General features: G+C 69.4%; 21 protein-coding genes and 1 pseudogene. 11 read left to right on the top strand and 11 right to left on the bottom strand.

Annotated elements, in window-relative coordinates; all coding sequences use genetic code 11:
• Position 1: 1 nt before the first annotated feature.
• From ASD35_RS13475 to ASD35_RS13440, 8 genes are all read right to left on the bottom strand, one after another.
• Positions 2 to 784: a hypothetical protein gene (locus ASD35_RS13475; protein ID WP_162254460.1), complete on the bottom strand. Its 783-nt coding sequence runs from the start codon at positions 782 to 784 to the stop codon at positions 2 to 4.
• A 146-nt stretch (positions 785 to 930) separates the two neighbouring features.
• A complete protein-coding gene (locus tag ASD35_RS13470) occupies positions 931 to 1,623 on the bottom strand; it encodes a LytTR family DNA-binding domain-containing protein (protein WP_056875466.1) in 693 nt (230 codons plus the stop codon).
• A complete protein-coding gene (locus ASD35_RS13465) occupies positions 1,620 to 2,639 on the bottom strand; it encodes a sensor histidine kinase (RefSeq protein WP_056875465.1) in 1,020 nt (339 codons plus the stop codon). The genes ASD35_RS13470 and ASD35_RS13465 overlap by 4 nt, the downstream gene beginning before the upstream one ends.
• Positions 2,636 to 3,205 (bottom strand): hypothetical protein, encoded by a 570-nt coding sequence (locus tag ASD35_RS13460; RefSeq protein ID WP_056875464.1) that lies wholly within the window; start codon positions 3,203 to 3,205, stop codon positions 2,636 to 2,638. The genes ASD35_RS13465 and ASD35_RS13460 overlap by 4 nt, the downstream gene beginning before the upstream one ends.
• A gap of 130 nt (positions 3,206 to 3,335) precedes the next feature.
• Positions 3,336 to 3,830: a Dps family protein gene (locus ASD35_RS13455; protein WP_056875463.1), complete on the bottom strand. Its 495-nt coding sequence runs from the start codon at positions 3,828 to 3,830 to the stop codon at positions 3,336 to 3,338.
• Between the two features lie 69 nt (positions 3,831 to 3,899).
• The gene (locus ASD35_RS13450) at positions 3,900 to 4,622 is read right to left on the bottom strand and encodes a hypothetical protein (RefSeq protein WP_056875462.1); all 723 of its coding nucleotides are present in this window, start codon (positions 4,620 to 4,622) and stop codon (positions 3,900 to 3,902) included.
• Positions 4,623 to 4,764: 142 nt separating this feature from the next.
• Complete coding sequence (locus ASD35_RS13445) at positions 4,765 to 5,889, bottom strand: trypsin-like serine protease (protein WP_157275544.1); 1,125 nt, start codon at positions 5,887 to 5,889, stop codon at positions 4,765 to 4,767.
• Between the two features lie 137 nt (positions 5,890 to 6,026).
• Positions 6,027 to 6,947, bottom strand: a complete 921-nt coding sequence (locus ASD35_RS13440) for a hydrogen peroxide-inducible genes activator (protein WP_056875460.1) — start codon at positions 6,945 to 6,947, stop codon at positions 6,027 to 6,029.
• A gap of 65 nt (positions 6,948 to 7,012) precedes the next feature.
• Here ASD35_RS13440 and panB point away from each other — a divergent pair, with 65 nt between their 5' ends.
• A complete protein-coding gene (panB, locus tag ASD35_RS13435; protein WP_056875459.1) occupies positions 7,013 to 7,819 on the top strand; it encodes a 3-methyl-2-oxobutanoate hydroxymethyltransferase in 807 nt (268 codons plus the stop codon).
• A gap of 2 nt (positions 7,820 to 7,821) precedes the next feature.
• Positions 7,822 to 8,658 carry a pantoate--beta-alanine ligase gene (gene panC, locus ASD35_RS13430; protein WP_056875458.1) on the top strand — a complete coding sequence of 279 codons (837 nt, stop codon included), beginning with the start codon at positions 7,822 to 7,824 and terminating at the stop codon, positions 8,656 to 8,658.
• Here the strand turns inward: panC and ASD35_RS13425 are convergent.
• Positions 8,651 to 9,124 (bottom strand): FKBP-type peptidyl-prolyl cis-trans isomerase, encoded by a 474-nt coding sequence (locus ASD35_RS13425; RefSeq protein WP_056875457.1) that lies wholly within the window; start codon positions 9,122 to 9,124, stop codon positions 8,651 to 8,653. The two genes, panC and ASD35_RS13425, sit on opposite strands and share 8 nt — an antisense overlap.
• Before the next feature lie 137 nt (positions 9,125 to 9,261).
• Here ASD35_RS13425 and ASD35_RS13420 point away from each other — a divergent pair, with 137 nt between their 5' ends.
• The 5 genes from ASD35_RS13420 (at position 9,262) to ASD35_RS13400 (ending at position 13,091) form a co-directional block, all read left to right on the top strand.
• On the top strand, positions 9,262 to 9,972 hold the full coding sequence (locus tag ASD35_RS13420) for a peptidylprolyl isomerase (RefSeq protein WP_162254459.1): 711 nt from the start codon (positions 9,262 to 9,264) through the stop codon (positions 9,970 to 9,972).
• Positions 9,973 to 10,092: 120 nt separating this feature from the next.
• Positions 10,093 to 10,989: an alpha/beta fold hydrolase gene (locus ASD35_RS13415; RefSeq protein ID WP_056875455.1), complete on the top strand. Its 897-nt coding sequence runs from the start codon at positions 10,093 to 10,095 to the stop codon at positions 10,987 to 10,989.
• Positions 10,990 to 11,027: 38 nt separating this feature from the next.
• Positions 11,028 to 12,062 (top strand): sensor histidine kinase, encoded by a 1,035-nt coding sequence (locus ASD35_RS13410; RefSeq protein WP_056875454.1) that lies wholly within the window; start codon positions 11,028 to 11,030, stop codon positions 12,060 to 12,062.
• Entirely contained in the window at positions 12,059 to 12,778 is a 720-nt protein-coding gene (locus tag ASD35_RS13405) for a LytTR family DNA-binding domain-containing protein (RefSeq protein ID WP_056875453.1), read from the top strand. The genes ASD35_RS13410 and ASD35_RS13405 overlap by 4 nt, the downstream gene beginning before the upstream one ends.
• Positions 12,779 to 12,896: 118 nt before the next feature.
• Positions 12,897 to 13,091, top strand: coding sequence for a hypothetical protein (locus tag ASD35_RS13400; RefSeq protein ID WP_056875452.1), 195 nt, complete (start codon positions 12,897 to 12,899; stop codon positions 13,089 to 13,091).
• A 13-nt stretch (positions 13,092 to 13,104) separates the two neighbouring features.
• Here ASD35_RS13400 and recG read toward each other — a convergent pair whose 3' ends face one another.
• The gene (recG, locus tag ASD35_RS13395; protein ID WP_255354523.1) at positions 13,105 to 15,189 is read right to left on the bottom strand and encodes an ATP-dependent DNA helicase RecG; all 2,085 of its coding nucleotides are present in this window, start codon (positions 15,187 to 15,189) and stop codon (positions 13,105 to 13,107) included.
• Complete coding sequence (locus tag ASD35_RS27220) at positions 15,186 to 15,857, bottom strand: ABC transporter substrate-binding protein (RefSeq protein WP_056875450.1); 672 nt, start codon at positions 15,855 to 15,857, stop codon at positions 15,186 to 15,188. The genes recG and ASD35_RS27220 overlap by 4 nt, the downstream gene beginning before the upstream one ends.
• Positions 15,858 to 16,175: 318 nt before the next feature.
• Here ASD35_RS27220 and queA point away from each other — a divergent pair, with 318 nt between their 5' ends.
• The 4 genes and pseudogenes from queA to ASD35_RS28065 form a co-directional block, all read left to right on the top strand.
• Positions 16,176 to 17,267 (top strand): tRNA preQ1(34) S-adenosylmethionine ribosyltransferase-isomerase QueA, encoded by a 1,092-nt coding sequence (gene queA, locus ASD35_RS13385; protein WP_056875449.1) that lies wholly within the window; start codon positions 16,176 to 16,178, stop codon positions 17,265 to 17,267.
• Positions 17,261 to 18,388: a tRNA guanosine(34) transglycosylase Tgt gene (tgt, locus tag ASD35_RS13380; protein WP_056875448.1), complete on the top strand. Its 1,128-nt coding sequence runs from the start codon at positions 17,261 to 17,263 to the stop codon at positions 18,386 to 18,388. Before queA ends, tgt begins: the two co-directional genes overlap by 7 nt.
• Positions 18,389 to 18,605: 217 nt before the next feature.
• Positions 18,606 to 23,171: pseudogene (locus tag ASD35_RS28560) on the top strand (calcium-binding protein); the annotation flags it as partial.
• Between the two features lies 1 nt (position 23,172).
• Positions 23,173 to 23,630: calcium-binding protein (locus ASD35_RS28065; RefSeq protein ID WP_304438202.1), on the top strand; the 458-nt coding region annotated here is incomplete at both ends.

Raw genomic sequence — 23,630 nt, 5'->3', positions numbered from 1 at the left:
TTCAGAACCCGGTCGCCGCGGTCTTGTCGCAACTCGCCTTCAGGAACTTCATCGCGTACTCGACCCGGTCGGCCAGGTCGGGATCCTTGACCATGTCCCCGAGGAAGACGAGTTCCGTATTGAATTTCAGGCCCGGCGCACGCGCCGTGATCCGACCGTTGGCGGCGCGGGAGATCACGGCCCGGCCCCACGCGAAGAAGTGCGGGCCAGCGTACTTGACGGCCGGGTCTTCGTATTCGTCCGTGATCGTCGTCTGGTACCAGAGCCGCTCGACGTTGAAGAAGGTCTCTTTCGTCAACCAGTGGCTGTCGCTCGACGTGCTGCCAAGTTTTTCCGTGGTGGTGGTTTCGGCGCGTGTCGTGCAGGCATCGGCGTTGGCGCTCTCGTTCATGCCCTCCAGCTTGCGGATGACCAACAACCACTTGAGCGGCGCGGTGACCGGCGCGCTGGTGTCGTCGTAGGGGCCCGGCCGGCTGTTGTCCGGTACGCCCTTGTTCTGCCAGCGATAGGTTGTCTTGCGCGTGCCCTGGACCGACATCAATGCGCCGTTCTTGTCGGGCAACCCGACGTTGAGATGGCCATCCTTCGCCAGTAGCGCCAGAAAGCGCTGGGCGCCCTCGGCGGTCTGCTGCTGGGCGGCTGCCACGGGAACGTAACTCCCCAACGCGCAGACCAACGCGAACGGCAGGATTCGGTTGAACATCAAATCTCCCTCGAGCGAAAACCGGAACGCGCGCGTGAGTGCCGGCTGCGGCTGCGGCACATCGCGACCCGCTGCGGGCACGGCGCGCCTCCGGATTCTGCTGACGGAGCGGCGCACCGCGGCGGTCGCGGCCAGCGCGCGCTTGGCGTCAGCGCGAACTATTTCGCGGCATGTGTGCCGCGTCGCATGGCGCAATGGCTTCGGCCCGGCCGAGCACTGACCGTCGTCTACATGCCGCGAAAGCGGCCACGATGCGCGCGGCTGACCGGCAGGGCCTGCGCCACGCCGCGCAGGTGCACCCACAGTTCGCCGTCGTCGCGCCGTTCGATGCGCTCGATGGCCCCCGCGTTGACGACCGAGCCGCGGTGGATCTGCCAGAACAGCTGTGGGTCCAACTGCTCCATCAGTTCGCCCAGCGAGGTGCGCAGCAGCAGGTTCTCGCCGCCCTGGCTGAGCACCCGCGTGTGGCGCAGCTCCGAACGCAGCGCGGCGAGTTGGCCCACATCCAGCAGCTTCATCGTGTTGCCCGTCCAGGCCTGCAGGAAGCGCAGCTCGGCACGCGGCGCAGCCGCTGCCTGCAGCCGCTGCACGGTGGCCGCCAGCCGCGCGGGCGTGACGGGCTTGTGCAGGTAGTCGACCGCCGCGTGCTCGAAGGCAGCCAGCGCGTGCTCGGCGTGGGCCGTCACGAACACGAGGCGCGTGCGGGCCGGCGCCAGCGGAGCCAGGGCGAGGCCGTCGATGCCGGGCATGCGGATGTCGAGGAAGGCGACGTCGGGGCGCAGCTCATCCAGCAGCCGGCGCGCCTCGGTGCCGTTGCGGGCCAGCGCGACGACCTCCAGCTCGGGCCAGGCCTGGGCCAGCAGTTGCTGCAGTTCTTCGAGCAGCTGGGGTTCGTCGTCGGCGAGGAGGGCGGTGGTCATGGCATGGGCAGGGTGAGCGTGGCTTCGGTCTGGCCGGCAGCGTTGGTGGCGAGGCTCAGGCCGGCATGGTCACCGTGCAGAGCATGCAGGCGCTGACGCAGGTTGACCAGCGCCAGGCCGTGGCCTGTGGGTGTGTCGGTGGTCAGCGCGCAACCGCTGTTGACGACCTTGAGCCGCAACCGGTCGCCGCCCCGCTCGGCTTGCACCAGCACCTGCCCGCCGCTCTCGCTGGGCTCGATGCCGTGCTGGATGGCGTTCTCCACCAGCGGCTGCAGCATCAACGGCGGCAGGGGCAGGTCGTGCAGCTCGGCGTCGACGTCGACGCGGTAGCTCAGCCGCTCGCCCAGGCGCAGCGCCATGATCGCCAGGTAGTGCTCGACGACCTGGCACTCCTGGCCCAGTGTCGAATCCTCCGCTTGGCGCACCCGGTCGAGCGTGGTTTCCAGCAGGCCGCTGACGGCGTCCAGCAGCGGCAGCGCACGCGCCGACCCCTGGCGCACGAAGCTGCGCAGCGTCGCCAGCGTGTTGAACAGGAAGTGCGGCTCGATCTGCGCCTGCAGCATCTGCAGTTCGGCACGCAGCCGGGCGCGCTCCTGCTCCACACGGCGCACGGCACGCAGCCGGCGCAGGCCTTGCAGCAGTGGCAGGCCCAGCATGGCCGCGCCGAAGCCGAGGTGCAACCAGACGCGGGTGAGGCGTTCGGCCGCCGTCATCGCGTCGAGCACCAGCGCCTGCTCGACGACCCAGCCCAGCGCCGCGCCGAGCAGCAGCGCCAGCGGCAGGACGAGCAGGGTGGCCCGACGCCGGGCGAACAACCCGCAGACGCCGTCGCTGGCCGCGTGGCCCAGCCACAGCCCCAGCGACAGCGCCCAGGCCGGGTGCGCACGCAGCCACACCGCCGCCAGACCGAACAACAGCGCGCCGGCCAGCAGCGGCGTCGGGCGTTGCCAGCCCACGCCTTCCTCGCCGAGTGCCTGGGCCAGGTCGCTGGCCAGCGTGGGCGCGGCGTGGCTCAAGGCGGGGTCAGGTGGCTGGGCTGGCGAGGCAGCACCGGTGCACCGGTTCCGCCGGTGGGTGCGACGGCGTTCGACACGACCTCGAGCCGGAACTGCGTGGCCTGCAGCTGGCCGGCGCCGTTGAGCAGGAAGCCGAAGCTGAGCGCGGTGGCGTCGGCGGGGATGTCGAGCACCACCTCGGCCTGCTGCCAGCCGAAGCTGCCGCGCAGGGGCCGGTCGTACATGTTGTCGAAGGCTGTGGGCTTCTGGCCACTGTCGGCGCGCATCCACAGGCCGCCCCAGGCGGCGAGTTGGTCGGCGCGGAGCTGGGCGCTCAGACGCACGCGCTTGCCAGCGTAGTCGGTGGCCGCGACCTGCTGCATCAAAGTCGAGAAGCCGGCGGTGCCGGGTTTGCAGTCCAGGCTGAAGACGTTGGCGCTTGGGGCGCTTTTCACCGACACGACCTGGCCTTCGCAGGTCTGTGCATCGCCGGTCTGCATCCAGCCGGCGGGCAGGCCAGTGGGCTTGGCCAGGGCCGTGGCGAGTACGCCCACGCCAATGGCGGCGACGATGGCAGAGGTTTTCATCGATCGATCTCCCGTGACGGGCCAGGATCGGCCCGCACGCAGACTAGGACCGCGGAGGCCGGCCTGCGGGTCGACGGGGCGAACGGTCGCCACGCTTGCACGAGGTGTCGAAAACCGACACCAGCGCCGTTCACTCCTCCAGCAGGCTCCGCAGCATCCACGCCGTCTGCTCGTGCACGGTGATGCGCTGGGTCAGCAGGTCGGCCGTGGGCTCGTCGCTGGCCTTCTCGACGGCCGGGAACAGCTGGCGGGCCGTGCGGGCGACGGCTTCGTGGCCTTCCTTCAGGATGCGCACCATCTCCATCGCCTTGGGCGGCGCGGCGGGCGCGTCGGGCAGGCCGCTGAGCTTGGCGAACTGGCCGTAGCTGCCGGGCGCCGGATGGCCCAGCGAGCGGATGCGCTCGGCGATCGGGTCCACCGCCGTCCACAGCTCGGTGTACTGGGCCATGAACATCGCATGCAGGCTGTTGAACATCGGCCCGGTGACGTTCCAGTGGAAGTTGTGCGTGGTCAGGTACAGCGTGTAGGTCTCGGCCAGCAGCTTGGACAGGCCTGCGGCGATGGCGGCGCGGTCCTTGTCGCCGATGCCGATGCTGATGGACGGGGGGGTGGGTTTCTTGGCCATGGACAGCTCCGAAATTTGAGACCGCGCGAGCCTAACGGATCGGGCCCGAGCGCTGCATGTCGATGGCTTCTACACGCCCAGCCGCTCGAACTCGCCCTCGACATGGGCCAGCCACACGCGCAGGCGCTGGCGCTCCAGCAGCCCCAGCCTGGCGCCTTCGCTGCTGGAGGCGGTGCGGGCCGACCAGAAGCTGGCGTCGGCCGCGTCGATCTTGCGCAGCACCACGTCCTGCAGGTGCTTCAGCGCCATCGTGCGCGCGCCGAGCGCCTGGGCGCGGGCCAGCTGGCCGGAGCGCTCCAGCTGCGAGAAGTCGTCGCCGCGCAGCTGGTTGAGCACCAGCACGTAGCGCAGCCGGTCGCCGAAGCGGTCGAGCAGGCGGGCCAGCAGGTCCACCGAGTCGCGCCCGGCGTCCATCACATGCCAGTACTGCACGGCCACGCCGGCCTCGGCGGCCAGGTCGAGCACGCCGGACTCGTCCATCCAGCGCGCCAGCGGCTCGTGCGTCTGCGCGGCCAGGTCCACCAGCACGCGCCGGCCCGGCTCGGCCAGCGCGCTTTCGACGATGGCGTCCAGCGCCGCGAAGTTGTCCACCAGCGCGGGCGACGCGTAGTCCGCATAGAAGCGCAGCAGCGCGCCGTGCGAGCGGTCGGTGTCGAAGCCGGTGAAGGGAATGCCGCGGTCGATCATGTATTGCGCCAGCAGGCGCGACAGCAGCGACTTGCCGACGCCGCCTTTCTCGCCGCCGACGAGATGGATGGCGCCAGCTTGGGTGTCGACGGGAAGTTGGCTCATGGCGAAGGTGCGCGCGGGCGCGAGTGAAGCGATGCGCGAAGTAGACCATTGCTGCGGCGCAGCATCCACGCCCGGCCCAGCCGCGGTGTTGCCAAACGAAAAAAGCCACCGGAAGGTGGCTTGTGGCGGGTGCGGCAGGGCCTCAGCGCTGGCGCTTGCGGCGCGAGGCGCCGAGCAGCAGCAGGCTCAGGCCGGCGAGCGCGAAGCTGCCCGGCTCGGGCACCGTGGCGAGCGCCGCATTGATGAAGTCGCGGTGAATGCTGACAGGGACGAAGCCGTTGAACTCACCGAAGCTGCTGTTCAGGCCTTGCGCGGCGTCGCCGAAGCCGGTGCCGAAAGTCACGCCGAAGGACGTCACGGAGGCGACCAGGCCGTCGACGAATTCCGGGCCGCCCGAATCGCCGCCTGCGCTCGAAACCTCGCGCGCACCGGTGCCGGTGTTGCAGAACTTCGCCGAAGGCGCCAAGCCCAGGCCTGCGACGGCGACGCGGCAGCCGGCGTCGTTGTTCAGCGTGCCGTTGTCGAAGTCGGACACGTAGGTGTATTCGATCTGGCTGGCAGGGACGCCCAGGATGTCGTCCCAGATGCCGCCGAAGGCGGCGTCGCCCAGGCGGTACTCATAGCGGTTGGTGCCCTGGCGCAGCAGGCCCGTGCCGAGGTTGGTGCCGACGGCGCCGCCCACCTCGGAGCGGCCACCATAGCCGGCGATGTTGTATTCCAGGCCGGTCAGGTCATCGCCGCCGTACAACCCGAAGGTCTTGACGCTCGAATCGACGAAGCTGTCCAGCGTCAGCACGGCGATGTCGTTCTGGTCGAAGACCTTGCCGGTGTAGGCCGACTGCACGAAGTAGTTGCTGACGCCGTAGCTGAACGTCGGCTGGCTCCAGGTGAGGTTGTCGGCGTCGCTGCCGGTATAGAAGTACACGGAGGTGCTGAGTGGCCGGGCCGACGTGCCGTTGCTGACGCAATGGGCGGCGGTCAGGATGGAGCGCTGGTTGGGCAGCAGCGTGCCGGAGCAGATGAACGCGCCGGCGCTGCCGTAGTCCATGATCAGCGTGGCCACGCCGCTGTATTGCGAGCGCGGCGCCTGGTAGAGCGGGTTGCCGCCACCCGTGATGGCGGCGGTCGAGGTCGCGCCGACGATGCTGCTCTGCGCCGTCCAGGCCAGGTCGCCGTGGTTGCCGGAGAGGGTGGCCGGGCCGGCCTGGGCGCCGGCGGCGGCCAGCAGGGCCGCGGCGGCGGCGAGGGTGGTGAACGTAGGCTTCAAGTTGAGTTCCTTGGCGGTGAGCAAGCGGGGGGCAGCGGCGAGGGCGGCGCGCAGCATAGGGCCGCTTGGGCGGACACCGCCGAACCTGGTGTTCGGCGCGGCCCCGCGTTCAAGGGGGCATCGCCGCGATGGGCGTGTCAGCTCAGCCGCGTCACTCCGTTCAGCTGGCAGGCGTAGATGGCATTGCGCAGCGCCGCGATGGCCTCGTAGCGGGTGAAGCTGCGGCGCCAGGCCAGCACCACGCGGCGCGTCGGGATGGGGTCGCTGAAGGGCACGAAGCGCAGGTGCGCCGACTTCTCGCGCGGCACCGACAGCTGCGGCACCACGGTCACGCCCATGCCGGAGGCGACCATGTGTTTGATGGTCTCCAGCGACGAGCCTTCGAAGCTGCGGCGTATGCCCTCGGCGTCGCTGGAGAAGCGCGCGAACTCGGGGCAGACCTCCAGCACATGGTCGCGGAAGCAATGGCCGGTGCCGAGCAGCAGCATGGTCTCGCGCTTGAGCTCCTCGGCGGAGATGGTGGCGCGGTCGGCCAGCGGATGCGAGGCCGGCAGCGCGACGACGAAGGGCTCGTCGTAGAGCTGGGCCGTGGCCAGGCCGGCGTCGGGAAAGGGCTCGGCCATGATGGCGCAGTCCAGCTCGCCGGTGCGCAGCATCTCCAGCAGCTTCACGGTGAAGTTCTCCTGCAGCATCAGCGGCATCTGCGGATACAGCTCGATGGTGTGCTTGACCAGCTCGGGCAGCAGGTAGGGCCCGATCGTGTAGATGATGCCCAGGCGCAGCGCGCCGGCCAGCGGGTCCTTGCCGCGCTTGGCGATCTCCTTGATGGCGCCGGCCTGGTCCAGCACCGACTGCGCCTGCCGCACGATCTCCTCGCCCAGCGGCGTCACCGAGACCTCGCTGCCGCCGCGCTCGAAGATCTTCAGGTCCAGTTCTTCCTCGAGCTTCTTGATCGCGACCGACAGCGTCGGCTGCGACACGAAGCAGGCCTCGGCCGCCCGGCCGAAATGCCGCTCGCGGGCGACGGCGACGATGTAGCGCAGTTCAGTCAGGGTCATAGGGCCGAACGCTACACTGCGCCCGCTCCGGGGGCCGCCCCAGGGTTTTCACCGAGGACTCTGCCATGACAGATCGCAAGCCGATGACCCTGCCGCGCCTCGCGCAGATGCATGCCAGCGGCGAGAAGATCGCCATGCTGACCTGCTACGACGCGGCCTTCGCCAGCCTGCTGGACGAAGCCGGTGTCGACATCCTGCTGATCGGCGATTCCCTGGGCAACGTGCTGCAGGGCCGCGGTTCCACGGCCCCCGTCAGCCTGGAGGACATGGTCTATCACACGTTCTGCGTGTCGCGCGGCCACAAATGGGCCTGGATCATTGCCGACCTGCCCTTCGACAGTTATCACGTCAGCAAGGAAGAGGCCTGGAAGAGCGCGGCCGCGCTGGTCAAGGCGGGCGCGCACATGGTCAAGCTCGAAGGCGGCGGCTGGACGGTCGAGACCGTGCGCTTCATCAGCGAGCGCGGCATCCCGGTCTGTGCCCACCTGGGCTTCACGCCGCAGACGGTGAACGCGCTGGGCGGCTTCAAGGTGCAGGGCCGCGACGAGGCCGGCGCGGCGCGCATGAAGCGCGAGTCGATGGAGCTGGTCGAGGCCGGCGCCGCGATGCTGCTGTACGAGATGGTGCCGGCCGCGCTGGCCGCCGAGATCACCGCCGCGTCGCCCGTGCCCGTCATCGGCATCGGCGCGGGCGTGGGCACCTCGGGCCAGGTGCTGGTGCTGCACGACATGCTCAACATCACGCCGGGCCGCAAGCCGCGCTTCGTCAAGGACTTCATGGCGGGCAAGGACTCGGTGCTGGCGGCGGTGAAGGGCTATGTCGACGAGGTGAAGGCCAAGACCTTCCCGGTCAACGAAGTGCACGGATTCTGAACATGCAGGTGATCCACACCATCGCCGAGCTGCGCGACGCACTCGCCATCCACCGCCAGCGCGGCTTCGTGCCGACGATGGGCAACCTGCACGATGGCCACCTGGCGCTGGTGAAGCAGGCGCGCGAGCTGGTCGGCCCCGCGGGCGCGACCGTCGCCAGCATCTTCGTGAACCGGCTGCAGTTCGCGCCGCACGAGGACTTCGACACCTACCCGCGCACCTTGGCGCGCGACTGCGAGCTGCTGGAGGGCGCCGGCTGCGACATCGTCTTCGCGCCGAGCGAGAAGGAGCTGTACCCCGAGCCCCAGGGCTACAAGGTGCAGCCGCCGCCCGAGCTGGCCGACATCCTCGAAGGGCACTTTCGCCCCGGCTTCTTCACCGGCGTCTGCACCGTCGTGCACAAGCTGTTCAACATCGTGCAGCCGACGCTGGCCGTGTTCGGCAAGAAGGACTACCAGCAGCTGATGGTGCTGCGCCGCATGACGGCGCAGATGGCGCTGCCCATCGCCATCCACGGTGGCGAGACGCGGCGCAGCGCCGAAGGCCTGGCGCTGTCCTCGCGCAACGGCTACCTGAGCGACGCCGAGAAGGTCGAGGCGCTGCGCCTGTCGCGCACGCTCAAGGGCCTGATCGCCCGCTGGCAGGCCGGCGAGCGCGACCCGGCGGCGCTGGAGGCGCAGGCGATGCAGTCGCTGCGCGATGCCGGCTGGGTGCCGGACTATCTGACGCTGCGCCGCCAGCACGACCTGGGGCCGGCGGTGGATGGCCAGGCGCTGGTGGCGTTGGGCGCCGCCCGGCTGGGCAGCACCCGGCTGATCGACAACCTCGAGGTCAGTTGACGGCGACCAGTTCCAGGTCGAACACCAGCGCGGCGTTCGGCGGGATCACGCCCTGGCCGGTGGCGCCATAGCCCAGCGCAGCCGGGATGGTGACGGTGCGCTTGCCGCCGACCTTCATGCCGGTGACGCCCTGGTCGAAACCGGGGATGACAGTGCCCGCGCCGAGCTTGAACGTGTAGGGCGTCTTGCCGACCGAAGTGTCGAACTGCGTGCCCTTGGTGCTGGCCACGCGCACGTCGTACAAATACCCGGTGTAGTGCACGGTGACCGTCTTGGTCGTATCCGCCTGGGCGCCGGTGCCCACCACCGTGTCCGTCGACTTCAGCGCCGTCACGGCATTCCAGCCGTTAGGGTCCGTGTTGACGGGCGGGCCCGAATCGCCACCGCCACCACCACAGGCGGCGAGACCGAGGCTGGCGCTCAGTGCGAGCAGGAGGGCGAGGCGACGGGAGGCGTGCAGGGTCATGGGCAGGTCAGCAGGTGAGGAAAAGGGGCACCGCTCGTGGCAGCGGCGCGGACTATAGCGAGCGCTGGTAAAGGCTTGTAAGCAAAGTCAACAACGCGCCGCCCGGCGCGTTGAGCCGGCACCATCTGGAGATGCCCATGCGTCAGTCGTCCACCCGTTTCGCCAGCTTTTTACTTGCCGTGGGCGTGGCCGCCCTGCTCAGCGCCTGCGGTGGCGGCGCTTATGTGGAAGTGGGCGATGGCGGCGGCGGCGGTGGCGGCGGCACGCCCTATCCGCGGCCCAATCCCAACCCCAACCCGCCCACGCTGTCCTGCAGCGCCGCCGGTCTCGCCGCGTCCGCGGCCAGCCAGTGGGGCACGGTCTGCATGCTGACCAGCAGTGGCGAGATCGTCGTCGAGCTGTACGACACCTACTCGCCGCAGACGGTGGCCAACTTCTACAAGTACGTCGCCGCCGGCTTCTACACGAAGACGCTGATCCACCGCGTCGACCGCGACTTCGTCATCCAGGGCGGTGGCTACACCAGCGGCATGGTCGTCAAGCAGCCGCTGTACGCACCCATCAAGCTGGAGAGCAACAACGGCCTGTCCAACCTGCGCGGCACCATCGCCATGGCGCGCCGCAGCGACGCCGACTCGGCCACCAGCCAGTTCTTCTTCAACGTGGTGGACAACACCAGCCTGGACTACCAGAGCGCCGCCAACCCGGGCTACGCGGTCTTCGGCCGCATCATCTCGGGGCTGAACACGCTGGACGCGATCAACATCGTGCCGACCTACACCTACAGCTCGACGGACATCCAGCCGCGCACCGAGGTGCTGGTGTACTGGGCACAACGCCTGAAGTAGGCGCCGCTCAAGCGGCCGGCCGGCCATTCGTCCGCCCGGCCTGCCGCTCGTCATCGACGGCGCCGAACCCGGCGGCGGCCCGGGCAACATGCGCTCCATCACAACGCCGATGGAGATGACATGTCCCGCAGCAAACGTTCCTGGGCCGGCCTGTTCGGTGCGGCCATCGGCATCCTCACGGCGCTCTACGTGGCCCGCAGCGAGGCCGCGACGGCCGAGTTCCGCGACCTGCGCATCGAGGTCGTCGGCCAGGGCCGGCCGGTCGTGTTGATCCCCGGCCTGAACAGCGCCGCGGCCACCTGGACCGAGACCTGCGCCGCGCTGCAGCCCGGCGTGCAGTGCCACATCGTGCAGTTGCCCGGCTTCGCCGGTGCGCCGGCCGTCGCGGCGGACAACTTCCAGCACGGCATGCGCGACCGCCTGCTGGCCTACCTGGACGACCGCCAGCTCGAGCGGCCCGTCGTCATCGGCCACAGCCTGGGCGGCACGCTGGCGCTGCAGATGGCGGCGGAGAAGCCCGGCCGCATCGAGCGCCTAGTCATCGTCGACGCGCTGCCCTTCCTCGCCGGCCTGCGCGGCATGACGCCCGAAGCCGCGCGCGGCATGGCCGCCGGCATGCGCCAGCAGATGCTGTCCGCCACGCCGGCGCAATGGGAGGCGGGCACGCGGCAGGGCGCGGCCGGCATGAGCCGCAGCCCGGCGAACACTGAGCGCGTCGTCGCCTGGGGACTGGCCAGTGACCGCGCGACGACGGCGCAGGCGATGTCCGAACTGTGGGGCGAGGACCTGCGCCCGCTGCTGCCCCGCATCACGGCACCGACGCTGGTGCTGGGCGCCTGGGCGGCCTACGAGCCGATGGGCGCCACGCTGGAGAGCACCCGGCGCATCTTCGAGACGCAGTACGCCGGCCTGAACGGCGTCAAGGTGGCCATGAGCCAGCGCGGCCATCACTTCCTCATGTGGGACGATGCCGACTGGCTGGTCGGCGAGGTCAAGGGCTTCCTGGCGACCAAGTAGAAGCGCAACCCAGGGCGAGGCCACAGGAGAGCATGGACATGCGCAGGCGGATCGCGTTGCAGGCGCTGCTGTGGGGCGGCTACGTCGCCATTTCGCTGGCCATGGTCGCGAACTTCCAACCGCTCACCGGGTCGCTGGTCTTCGTGATGGGCTGCGTTGGCGCCGGGTTGTGGGCGGCCAGCGAAACGCTGCGCAAGCTGGCGCTGCGCGGCCGCTGGCTGGACCGCTCGCCCCGCGCCCTGCTGCTGCGCCTCGCGCTGACGCCTCCGCTGCTGGCACTGGCGGTGCAGTGCGCGATCTTCGGCATCAACTGGGTGGGGCTGTCGCTGGGCCTGCTCGCCTTTCCGCCCGGCATGCCCCGCGGCGGGCTGGTGCTGCTGAGCTACACGGTGAACACCACCATCATGCTGTGGCTGTGGACGGCCGTCTGGGTGGGCCTGCAGATGCTGCACCGCTGGCGCGTCGGCGAGATCGCCAAGTGGCAGGCCGAGGCCGCCGCGCGCGAGCTGGAGCTGCAGGTGCTGCGCGCGCAGGTCAACCCGCATTTCCTGTTCAACGCGCTGAACAACCTGCGCGCCCTCATCAACGAAGACCCGACCCGCGCCCGCGAGATGCTGGGCCGCCTGTCCAACACGCTGCGCCACACGCTGCAGCACAGCGCCAAGGAACGCGTGCCGCTGGCCGATGAGCTGGCCGTCGTGCGCGACTACGTGGCGCTGGAGCAGCTGCACCACGAGGAGCGGCTGCGCGTGGACTGGCAGGTCGACCCGGCCACCGCCGGCGCCAGCGTGCCGCCCATGCTGCTGCAGCTGCTGGTCGAGAACGCGATCAAGCATGGCGTGGCGCGCACGGTGGGTGGCGGCGTCGTCGACATCCGCATCGCGCGTACGGGCGAGCGGCTGCACATCGCCGTGGACAACCCCGGCCTGTGGACGCCCGGCGCCACCGAGGGCACCGGCCTGGGCCTCGTGCACCTGCGCGAGCGCCTGGCGCGCGCCGGCGGCGCCGGGGCGGATTGCCGCATCGCAGCGGCCAACGGGCGCGTCAACGTCAGCGTGGAATTGGCCGCATGAGGATCTACATCGTCGAGGACTCGCGCCTGGCCCGCCAGGAACTGCGCACGCTGCTCGCCGCCGTTCCCGACGCCGACATCGTCGGCGAGGCCGCCGAACTGGCGCCGGCGCGCGCGGCCATCGACACGCTGCGGCCCGAGCTGCTGCTGCTGGACGTCGAGCTGCCCGGTGCCACCGGCTTCGACCTGCTGGACCAGCTGGAGCACCTGCCGCTGGTCGTCTTCACGACCGCCTACGACCAGCATGCGCTGGCCGCCTTCGAACGCAATGCGCTGGACTATCTGCTCAAGCCCATCGACGCTCAGCGGCTGGAGGCGGCGCTGGCCAAGGCACGCGAGCGCCTGCGGCCCGCGGCCCCGGCGACGCCTGCGGCGGCAGTCAAGGGCGGGGACGACATGGTCTTCCTGCGCGACGGCGAGTGCTGCTGGTTCGTGCGCCTGGGCGACATCGCCGGCTTCGAGGCCTGCGGCAACTACGCCCAGGCCTGGTTCGACGGCCAGCGCCCGCTGCTGGCCCGCACGCTGACCGCGCTGGAAGAACGCCTGGACCCGCAGCTCTTCTTCCGCGCCAGCCGCAGCCATTTGATCAACCTGCGCTGGGTGCAGGGCATAGAGCCCTGGAGCAACGACGGCTACCGTGTCACGCTGCGCGACGGCCACCAGGTCGAGGTGTCACGCCGGCAAGCCCGGCTGTTGCGCGAGAAGCTCGAGCTGTAGCACGGCTGTCAGCGCGCAGCCTGTCCAAGGCGTTGTGCAGTTCGTCGCATGCCGCGGTCGCCCGCGGCGGACCTTGGCGACGATCCGCCTTCCTCAACACCTGACCCCGAGAACACGAATGAACCGTTTCGCCGCTTTTGCCACCGCCCTCACCGCTGCGCTCCTGCTCAGTGCCTGCGTCTTCGCGCCGCCGGCCGGCTCATCCAACGCGTTCGATGCCGACGCCATGGCCAAGAACACCGAACGGGCGATGGCCGCCTGTGGCGCCGGCAACGTGAAGGAAGTCAACGCGAAGAGCTTCGTCTGCAAGTAGGCCTCTCGCCCACTCACGCCTTCAGGAACTCCGCCTTCGTCCCGAGCCAGCGCGCGACCTGACGCCGCGCAGCCTCGGGATGCTCGTCAAGCAGCCGCGGCGCCAGTGCTCGCGCCGCCACCAGCAGCGGCGCGTCCTCCTGCAGGTCGGCAAACCGCAACAGCTCCGCGCCGCTCTGGCGCGAGCCCATGAACTCGCCCGGGCCGCGGATGTCCAGGTCGCGCCGGGCGATCTCGAAGCCGTCGGTCGTCTCGGCCATCGCCTTCAACCGCGCCTTGCCGGTGTCGGACAGCGGCGGGCTGTAGATCAGCACGCAGACGCTGGCCTTGGCACCACGGCCCACGCGGCCGCGCAGCTGGTGCAGCTGCGCCAGCCCGAAGCGCTCCGCATGCTCGATGACCATCAAGCTGGCGTTGGGCACGTCCACGCCGACCTCGATGACGGTGGTGGCCACCAGCACGCTCATCTGGCCGGCGGAGAACTGCGCCATCACAGCCGCCTTCTCGCCAGCGGCCATGCGGCCATGCAGCAGGCCGACCTGGGCGCCCGGCAGCGCGGCGCTCAGCTCGGCGTGCGTCTCGGTCGCGTTGCGCAGGTCGATGGCTTCGCTCTCCTCCACCAGCGGGCATACCCAGTAGACCTGCGCGCCGTCCGCCACCGCGCCGCGGATCTTGTCCAGCACGTCGTGGCGCTTGGACTCGGTGAACACCTTGGTCACGATGGGGCTGCGGCCGGGCGGCAGCTCGTCGATGGTGGACACGTCGAGGTCGGCGAAGTACGTCATCGCCAGCGTGCGCGGGATGGGCGTGGCGCTCATCATCAACAGATGCGGCTCCAGCGCCATGCTTTTGAGCTTGTTCCTGAGCGCGAGACGCTGCGCGACGCCGAAGCGGTGCTGCTCGTCGATGATGGCCAGGCCCAGCCGCGCGAACCTGACCTTGTCCTCGATGACCGCGTGCGTGCCGATGACGAGTTGGGCGGCCCCGGATGCCGCGGCATCCAGCATGGCCTGGCGCGCCTTGCCCTTCACGCTGCCGGTGAGCCACGCCACCTTCAGCCCCAGCGGCTCCAGCCACTGGACGAGCTTGCGGAAATGCTGCTCCGCCAGGATCTCGGTGGGGGCCATCAGCGCGCATTGCCAGCCGGCATCGATGGCGACAGCCGCCGCGAGCGCCGCGACGACCGTCTTGCCCGAGCCCACGTCGCCCTGCAGCAGCCGGTGCATGGGCTGCGCGCGTGCCAGGTCTTGCGCAATCTCCTCCGCCACGCGCTGCTGGGCGGTGGTGAGCTGAAAGGGCAGTGCCGCCAGCAGCTTCTCGTGCAGACCGCCCGGCTGCGCGCGCAGCGCCGGCGCCGCCAGCAGCGCCCGCTCGCGCTGCGCCTGCAGCTGCGACAACTGCTGGGCCAGAAGCTCCTCGAACTTGAGCCGCTGCCAGGCGGGGTGGCTGTGGTCTTCCAGCGCCGCGAGTGACGCATCCGGCGGTGGGTGGTGCAGGTGGTGCAAGGCCTCCTTGAGGCTGGGCAGGCCCCCCAGCCCCAGGCCTTGAAAGACGCCCGGCGGCAGCAGCTCGCGCAGGTCCGCGCGTGCCAGCCCCGAGGCCACGGCCTTGCGCAGATAGGCCTGCGGCAGCTGCGCCGAGGCCGGGTAGACCGGCGTCAGCGCCTGCGCCAGCGGCGTGCCCTCGTCGACGACCTTGACGACCGGGTGCACCATCTCGCGGCCGAAGAAGCCGATGCGCGCCTCGCCGCGGATGCGCAGCCGGGTCGCGGCCGACATCTGCTTCTGCTGCGATGGGTAGAAGTGCAGGAAGCGCAAGAGCAGCGTGCCGGTGTCGTCCTTCACGCGCACCAGCAACTGGCGGCGGCTGCGCAGCTCGACCTGGCAGTCGACGACGACGCCTTCGACCTGTGCAGGCTCGTTCTCATGCAACGCTGCGATGGGCGTGATGCGGGTCTCGTCCTCGTAACGCAGCGGCAGGTGCAGCGCCAGGTCGATGTCGCGCAGCAGGCCGAGTTTTTCCATCGCCTTCTGCGGTGCTGACTTGGCGCTGGCCTCTGGCATGGCCCGGCATTGTGCCGGCGCCTTTGCCGCCCTCAGCGGAAGTAGCGCAGCCGCAGCCGTTCGTACCGCCCGTCGCGCTTGATCGCATCCAGTTCCACCTGCAGCCGCCGCGCCAGCTCCGGATCGGCGTCGGGCCGCAGGCCGTACCAGTACGACCGCGCCGTGTCCTGCTCCATGACCGCATGCAGCGTGTCGTAGGGAAGCTTGAGCTGCCGCAGGTTCCAGGCCGCGGCCCAGTCCAGCAAGGTGATGTACTCCATGCGGCCGGCCAGCAGCTTGCGCAGGTTGGTGGCGTCGTCCAGGCCCTGCTCCAGCTGCGCGCCCGGCTTGAGGCCGGCAGCCTGCAGCTGCCGGTCCGCGGCCGATTCCCGCACCACGCCGATGCGGCCATCGCCCAGGTCGGCGAGCTGCGTCAACTTCAGGTCGGGCCGGCTGGCAAGCCGGTAGATCAGGATCCGCCGCTGGGCGATCGGGCCGACCCACTGGAACTGCGGCTCCCGCTCGGGCGTGCGCGTCAGCGAAAACAACACACTGGCCGCCTGGGCCTCAGCCTGTTGCATGGCGCGCTGCCAGGGCAACACCTGCAACTCCAGCGCCAGGCCGGCGCCCGCGGCCATCAGGCGCAGCAGTTCGACGCTGAAACCCTGCGGCCCGCCTTCACCCTGGAAGTTCAACGGCGGCAGGTTCTCGGTGAAGCCGAACAAAGTCCGCTCCGCAGGCGCCGCAAGGGCCGGCGGGCGGCATCCCAAAAGGACAGGCAGGGCAAGGCAGGCGCGACGCTTCACGGGGACGAAAGTAGAGGCGGCGCAAGTCTAGGCCCGCCGGCCCCCGTTCTTCATGACAGCGCTGCTCGCGACGGAACACGCCGCACCTCGGCAGGCGCCCGGCATGCTCAGCCCGGCGTTGGCACCCCGGCCTTGCGGTCGTACGTGGCAAAGCACCGGCGTGCCAGTGCCAGTCCACGGCGCGATGGACAATGGCGCTCCTCTTGGTACGGGTCTGTACGGCCCTCAAACGCGTCCATGCCTGCTGCTCGCGCCCCGTCGGCCCACACCGTGGCCGACTTCGATTTCGACCTTCCTCCCGAGCTGATCGCCCAGCATCCGGCGCCCGAACGCAGCGGCTCGCGCTTGCTGGACGCGACCGGCGCCGCCGCGGTGGACCGGGTGTTCCGCGAACTGCCCGGGCTGCTGGATGCGGGCGACCTGCTGGTGTTCAATAACACCCGGGTGATCAAGGCGCGGCTCTACGGCGTGAAGGCGACGGGGGGCGCCGTCGAGGCGCTGGTTGAGCGCGTGCTGCCTGGCACGCAAGAGGTGTGGATGCATCTGCGCGCCAGCAAGTCGCCCAAGCCCGGCAGCCGCGTGCGCTTTGCGGACGCCTTCGACGCCGAGGTGCTGGGCCGCTGCGGGCCGGACAACGGCCTCTTCCACCTGCGCCTGGCCGGCGACCCGTTCACGCTGCTGGAGGCGCACGGCCATGTGCCGCTGCCGCCCTATATCGCCCACACGGACGATGCCGACGACGTGCGGCGCTACCAGACCGTCTTCGCCGCCGAACCGGGCGCCGTCGCGGCGCCGACCGCGGCGCTGCATTTCGACGCGGGCGTGCTGGCCGCCCTGGCCGAGCGCGGGGTCGGCACGGCGGAGGTGACGCTGCATGTGGGCGCCGGCACCTTCCAGCCGGTGCGGGTCGACCACATCGCCGACCACAAGATGCACAGCGAGTGGTGCCATGTCTCGCCCGCGACCGCAGCGCGCATCGCCGCCACCAAGGCCGCGGGCGGCCGGGTGCTCGCGGTGGGCACGACGACGCTGCGTACGCTCGAGTCCGCGGCCGTTGCGGCGCGCCAGGCCGGGCTCGCGGCGCTATTGCAGACCGGCGCGCGCGAAACCGACATCTTCATCACGCCGGGTTTCGAGTTCCAGGTCGCGGACCGCCTGCTGACCAACTTCCACCTGCCCAGAAGCACGCTGATGATGCTGGTCAGCGCCTTCGCCGGCCATGAGCGGGTGATGTCGCTCTACCGGCACGCCATCGCCGCGCGCTACCGCTTCTTCAGCTACGGCGACGCGATGCTGCTGCAGCGCGAGACAATCCCCGCCCCATGCTGAAGTTCGAACTCCTCAAGACCGAAGGCCGCGCCCGCCGCGGCACGCTCACGCTCAACCACGGCGTCGTGCAGACGCCCATCTTCATGCCCGTGGGCACCTACGGCACGGTCAAGGGCGTCACGCCGCGGTCGCTGGAGGAGATGGGCGCACAGATCATCCTGGGCAACACCTTCCACCTGTGGATGCGGCCGGGCCTGGATGTGGTCACCCAGTTCGGCGGCCTGCATCGCTTCGAGAGCTGGAGCAAGCCCATCCTGACCGACAGCGGCGGCTTCCAGGTCTGGAGCCTGGGCGCGATGCGCAAGATCAGCGAGGAAGGCGTCAAGTTCGCCTCGCCCGTCAACGGCGACAAGCTGCTGCTCACGCCCGAGGTCAGCATGCAGATCCAGACGGTGCTCAACAGCGACATCGTCATGCAGTTCGACGAATGCACGCCGTACGAGAGCAAGGGCGTGCTGACCACCGAACGCGAGGCCCGGTCGTCGATGGAGCTGAGCCTGCGCTGGGCCAAGCGCTGCATCACCGAGTTCGACCGGCTGCAGAACCCCAACGCGCTGTTCGGCATCGTGCAGGGCGGCATGTTCACGAACCTGCGTGACGCGTCGCTGGCCGGCCTGGCTGAACTCAACCTGCCTGGCTACGCCATCGGCGGCCTGTCGGTGGGCGAACCGAAGGCCGAGATGCAACGCATCCTGGAACACACCGGCCACCAGCTGCCGGCGAACAAGCCGCGCTACCTGATGGGCGTGGGCACGCCGGAGGACCTGGTTGAGGGCGTCAGCCAGGGCATCGACATGTTCGATTGCGTCATGCCCACCCGCAATGCGCGCAACGGCCATCTGTTCACCCGCTTCGGCGACCTGCGGCTGCGCAATGCGCGTTACAAAAACGACGAAAAGCCTGTGGATGAAACCTGCGGTTGCGAATGCTGCAGTGGCTTCTCGCGCGCCTACCTGCACCACCTGGATCGCTGCGGCGAAATGCTGGGGCCGATGCTGACCAGCGTGCACAACCTGCACTACTACCTGAACCTGATGGGTGAAATCCGCGCGGCACTGGACGCTGGCCGTTTCGGGGCTTGGCGGGCGCAGTTCGCGGCCGATCGGGCACGCGGCGTCTGACTGCGTTGTCAAGCGGTGTCGGTGCTCCCAAGACCTAGGGGGAACCCGTCGCTTTCGCCGGTGACGTCCCCCGCATTTGCAGGTGAAAAAGCGTAAATCTGTCATGGCCTGACCCCAGAATCCCCCGGCCCATTCCCTAGGCAGGCGCGCCGCTTGCCGTTGCCTGTAACTGCTTGAAACAGCGGGGTTTGGTAGACGAACTCCGAGGGTTTCAGCAATGTCGATCAAGTCCCTGCGCGCCCGTGCCGCGGCCGCCCTGCGCCGTGCCTCCAAGAACGCGTCCACCCGCGTCCAGCCGCGCAAGCCCGAACCCTGGAAGATCGAGACGCTGGAGCCCAAGCTGCTGTTGTCGGCCGATGCGCTGCCCGCCGTGCACCTGCTGGCGACGCAAAGCGAGCCAACGGCGCCCAAGGTCTACGGCTTCGAGCGCGGCGAGGGCGCGGCCTGGGTGGACACGCGCGCGGCGGGCGACGACGCGCCAGGGCTGCTACAGCTGGGCGACGGCATTGCGCCGAGTGACCTGGCGGTCCGCCGCGTCGTCGACGATGCGACCGGCGAAGCCACTGCATTGGAGCTGGCATTGCGCGGCACGGCCGACCGCGTGCAGATTCGCGGGTTCTTCACCGATGCCAACCCGGTACAGGCCGTCGCTTTTGCCGATGGGATGCAATGGAGCGCTGCCGAGCTGCCCGGCCTCATCGAAACCGGCCCGCAGCGCAAGGCCTTGGCAGCCGGAGTCACCGAGACGAGCGCGGTCGTCACCAACGGCCCAGGCAACAACCTCTATCTCTTCGGCCGTGGCGACGGCGCGACGACGGTGCAGTCCTACTCGGACCCGAACCTCGGCAAGGTCAACACGCTGCAGTTCAAGGCCGGCGTGCTGCCGGCAGATGTCAGCGTCGCGCGCGCTGCGGACGCCCAAGCCGCGGGCGCCAACGTGGCTCTGGCGCTGACGATCAACGGCACCGCCGACGTCATTTCATTCAACGGCTTCCTGTACGGCGGCACGCCGGCCAACGAGTTCAACGGCCTGCAAAAGGTCGTGTTCGCGGACGGCACGGTCTGGGACATCTCGCACCTGCTCTTCCTGCTGGGCATGGGCACGGCGGGTAATGACAACCTCAGCGGCGGCGCGGGGGCGGCCCTGCTGAGCGGCGGCGCGGGCAACGACAGCCTGAACGGCGCTGGCGGCAACGACACGCTCTACGGCGGCGCGGGCAGCGACAACCTGGAGGGCAGCGACGGCGACGACGTGCTCGACGGCGGCAGCGGCGACGACACCACCAATGCTGGCAACGGCAGCAACACCTTCCTGTTCGGCCGGGGCGATGGCTCGGACCGTCTGTACTACAACCACAACGGCAACCAGGCGCGCGTCAACACGCTGCAGTTCAAGGCCGGCGTCACGCCGGCGGACGTCGTCATCCGGCAGGCTTACGACAACTACTTTGGCGGCAACCGCGCGCTGGAACTGAGCATTGCCGGCACGACCGACAAGGTCTCGATCAACGGCTTCTTCTACAACGACGACCCGGCCAGTGCCTACGCCGGTATTCAGCGCGTGCGCTTTGCCGACGGCAGCGAGTGGACGGCCAACCAGATCGTCACGATGCTGCTGGCAGGCACCGCGGGTGATGACAACCTGCGCGGCACCAGCGCTGCGGACAGCATCACCGGCGGCGCCGGCAACGACGCGCTGAACGGCGCCGCGGGCGACGACGTCATTTCAGGCGGCACGGGCAGCGACACGCTCACCGGCGAGGCCGGTGCCGACCAGCTCCTCGGCGGCGACGGCGACGACAGCCTGGACGGTGGCGACGGCAATGACACGCTCGAAGGCGGCCTCGGCAACGACACGCTGAACGCGGGCCAAGGCAGCAACGCCTTCGTCTTTGGCCACGGCGACGGCCAGGACCGCCTCTACTACAACCACAACGGCAACCAGGCGCGCAGCAACGTGCTGGTGTTCAAGGCCGGCATCGCGCCGGGCGACATCGTCGTCAGGCAGGCCTACGACAACTACTTCGGCGGCAACCGTGCGCTGGAGCTGAGCATCGCCGGCAGCAGCGACAAGGTCACGGTCAACGGCTTCTTCTATGCCGATGACCCGGCCAACGGCTATGCCGGCGTGCAGCGGGTGCGTTTCAACGACGGCACCGAGTGGGATGCCGCAACTCTCGTCAGCATGTTGTTTGCCGGCACGGACGGCAATGACGACCTGCGCGGCACGGCCGGCGCCGACGTCATCAACGGCGGCGCTGGCAATGACACGCTGAACGGTGCCGGCGGCGACGACCTCATTTCGGGCGGTGTGGGCAACGACAGCCTCATCGGCGAGGCTGGCACCGACCAGCTTCTGGGTGGCGAGGGCGACGACAGCCTGGATGGTGGCGACGGCGACGACACGCTGGACGGCGGTAACGGCAACGACACGCTGAATGCGGGCCATGGCAGCAACACGTTCCTTTTCGGTCGCGGCGACGGGCAAGACCGCCTTTACTACAACCACAACGGGGGTCAGGCGCGCATCAACACCCTCCAGTTCAAGGCCGGCGTGCTGCCGGGCGACCTGCTGGTCCGGCAGGCCTACGACAACTGGTGGGGCGGCAACAACGCGCTGGAGCTGAGCATCGCCGGCACGACGGACAAGGTCACCGTCAACGGCTTCTTCATCAACGACGATCCGACCAACGCCTACAGCGGCATCCAGAGGGTGCGCTTTGACGACGGCACGGAATGGGACGTCGCGGCCATCTTGGCGCGGCTTTATGTCGGCACCGACGGTGATGACGTCTGGCGTGGCACCGTCGCCGACGAGTCCTTCAACGGCGGGCTCGGCAACGACAACATTTCGGGTGCGGCCGGCAACGACAACATCGACGGCGGCGCCGGCAACGACACGCTGCACGGCGACGGTGGCGATGACGCGGTCTCGGGCGGCAGCGGCAATGACTCGATCTATGGCGATGCCGGCGCGGACAACCTCAAGGGCGGCGACGGTGACGACGGCCTGGACGGCGGCGACGGCGACGACACGCTGGACGGCGGTGTCGGCAACGACACGCTGAATGCGGGCCATGGCAGCAACACATTCCTGTTCGGTCGCGGCGACGGACAGGACCGCCTTTACTACAACCACAACGGTGGCCAGGCACGCATCAACACGCTGCAGTTCAAAGCCGGCGTGGCCGCTGGCGACGTGCGCGTCAGGCAGGCCTACGACAACTGGTGGGGCGGTAACAACAACGCGCTCGAACTCAGCATCGTCGGCACGACCGACAAGATCACCGTCAACGGCTTCTTCATCAACGACGACCCGGCCAACGCCTACAACGGCATCCAGAAGGTCAGGTTCGAAGACGGCACCGAGTGGGACATCGCGGCGCTGGTCGCGATGGTCCAGACCTTCACTGACGGCGACGACAACGTGCGGGGCACGATCAACGCCGAGAACTTCAGCGGCGGCCTGGGCAACGACACCATCGCCGGCGCGGGCGGCAACGACGTCATCGACGGCGGGGCCGGCAATGACAGCCTGTCGGGCGACGATGGCGATGACATCCTCAGCGGCGGCGTCGGCAACGACAGCCTCAATGGCGGCACCGGGATCGACCTGCTGCAGGGCGGCGAGGGCAACGACTCCCTCAGCGGTGCGGCCGGCAACGACGCCCTGCAGGGCGGCGATGGTGACGACAGCATCGACGGTGGCGACGGCGACGACAGGCTGGAAGGCGGCACCGGCAACGACACGCTGAACGCGGGTGCCGGCAGCAACACCTTCATCTTCGGTCGCGGCGACGGCCAGGACCGCCTCTACTACAACCACAACGGCGGCCAGGCGCGCGTCAACACGCTGCAGTTCAAGGCCGGCATCGCGCCGGCCGACGTCAGGCTCAAGCAGGTCTACGACAACTGGTGGGGCGGCAACAACAACGCGCTGGAACTGAGCATCGCCGGCTCGACGGACAAGGTCACCGTCAACGGCTTCTTCATCAACGACGACCCGGGCAACGCCTACAACGGTATCCAGAAGGTGCGCTTCGACGACGGCACCGAATGGGACATTGCCTACATCGTCGCGACGCTGCTGGCCGGCACCTCGGCCGACGACAACGTCGCCGGCACCGTGGCCGCCAACGAAATGCACGGCGGCGCCGGCAACGACACGCTGGCCGGCCGCGGCGGCAACGACACCTTGCACGGCGAGGACGGCAACGACTTCCTGTACGGCGAGGAGGGCGCGGACACGCTGGTCGGCGGCGCAGGCAACGACTACCTCGACGGCGGCAATGGCAACAACGTCTTCGTCTTCGGCCGGGGCGACGGGCAGGACAGCATCGCCGGCCGCTACGACGCGACGGCGGGCAAGCTCAATACGTTGCAGTTCCGCCCCGACGTGCTGCCGGGCGACGTGAGCGTGCGCCGCGTCTATGAGACGCAGGGCGGCGCCGTCAATGGCCTGGAGTTCGCGATCATCGGCAGCAACGATCGCATCACGGCCAACTACTTCTTCTACGGCGACGACCCGGGCAACGTCTACAACCCGCTGCAGCAGGCCACCTTCGCCGACGGCACCGTCTGGAACATCGCCCGCCTCGTCGAGCTGATGAGCGCCGGCACCGAGGCCAACGACAACCTGCGCGGCACCAGCGGCGCCGACGTGCTGACCGGCGGCCGCGGCGACGACATCCTCAGCGGCAGCGACGGCAACGACCGCCTGCTGGGCGGCGACGGCAATGACGCGCTCTACGGCAACAACGGCAACGACACGCTGGACGGTGGCNGGCAACGACTGGCTGGACGGCAGCACCGGCAACAACACCTACCTGTTCGGCCGCGGCGACGGCGTCGACCAGATCGGCTACACCTACGACACGACGGGCGGCAAGCTCAACACGCTGCAGCTCAAGGCCGGCGTCGCCGTGGGCGACGTGCAGCTGCGCCGGCTGACGGCGGACCAAGGCGGCACCAACGAGTCGCTGGAACTGCGCATCGCCGGCACCGACGACCGCATCTACATCAACTACTTCTTCCAGGACGACAACCCTGGCAGCCCCTACAACCCCGTCCAGCAGATCCGCTTCGACGACGGCACGACGTGGAACGTCGCGGCCATCCTGGCGCAGATCGGCCAGGGCACGGCCGGTGACGACAACCTGCGCGGCTCGACCGGCGCGGACGCGCTGAGCGGCGGTCGCGGCCACGACACGCTGGACGGCGCGGCCGGCAACGACACCCTCAA

Source organism: Pelomonas sp. Root1444, assembly GCF_001426885.1.
Classification (GTDB): Bacteria; Pseudomonadota; Gammaproteobacteria; order Burkholderiales; family Burkholderiaceae_C; genus Pelomonas.
The sequence above is the reverse complement of the archived record's forward strand: the minus strand, read 5'-3'. Positions and strand labels throughout refer to the sequence as shown.

Coding starts and splice junctions, on each gene's coding strand:
- ASD35_RS13470 (WP_056875466.1), bottom strand. CDS start 1,623: ATGACCACCGCCCTCCTCGCCGACGACGAACCCCAGCTGCTCGAAGAA.
- ASD35_RS13460 (WP_056875464.1), bottom strand. CDS start 3,205: ATGAAAACCTCTGCCATCGTCGCCGCCATTGGCGTGGGCGTACTCGCC.
- ASD35_RS13455 (WP_056875463.1), bottom strand. CDS start 3,830: ATGGCCAAGAAACCCACCCCCCCGTCCATCAGCATCGGCATCGGCGAC.
- ASD35_RS13450 (WP_056875462.1), bottom strand. CDS start 4,622: ATGAGCCAACTTCCCGTCGACACCCAAGCTGGCGCCATCCATCTCGTC.
- ASD35_RS13440 (WP_056875460.1), bottom strand. CDS start 6,947: ATGACCCTGACTGAACTGCGCTACATCGTCGCCGTCGCCCGCGAGCGG.
- panB (WP_056875459.1), top strand. CDS start 7,013: ATGACAGATCGCAAGCCGATGACCCTGCCGCGCCTCGCGCAGATGCAT.
- panC (WP_056875458.1), top strand. CDS start 7,822: ATGCAGGTGATCCACACCATCGCCGAGCTGCGCGACGCACTCGCCATC.
- ASD35_RS13425 (WP_056875457.1), bottom strand. CDS start 9,124: ATGACCCTGCACGCCTCCCGTCGCCTCGCCCTCCTGCTCGCACTGAGC.
- ASD35_RS13420 (WP_162254459.1), top strand. CDS start 9,262: ATGCGTCAGTCGTCCACCCGTTTCGCCAGCTTTTTACTTGCCGTGGGC.
- ASD35_RS13415 (WP_056875455.1), top strand. CDS start 10,093: ATGTCCCGCAGCAAACGTTCCTGGGCCGGCCTGTTCGGTGCGGCCATC.
- ASD35_RS13410 (WP_056875454.1), top strand. CDS start 11,028: ATGCGCAGGCGGATCGCGTTGCAGGCGCTGCTGTGGGGCGGCTACGTC.
- ASD35_RS13405 (WP_056875453.1), top strand. CDS start 12,059: ATGAGGATCTACATCGTCGAGGACTCGCGCCTGGCCCGCCAGGAACTG.
- ASD35_RS13400 (WP_056875452.1), top strand. CDS start 12,897: ATGAACCGTTTCGCCGCTTTTGCCACCGCCCTCACCGCTGCGCTCCTG.
- queA (WP_056875449.1), top strand. CDS start 16,176: ATGCCTGCTGCTCGCGCCCCGTCGGCCCACACCGTGGCCGACTTCGAT.
- tgt (WP_056875448.1), top strand. CDS start 17,261: ATGCTGAAGTTCGAACTCCTCAAGACCGAAGGCCGCGCCCGCCGCGGC.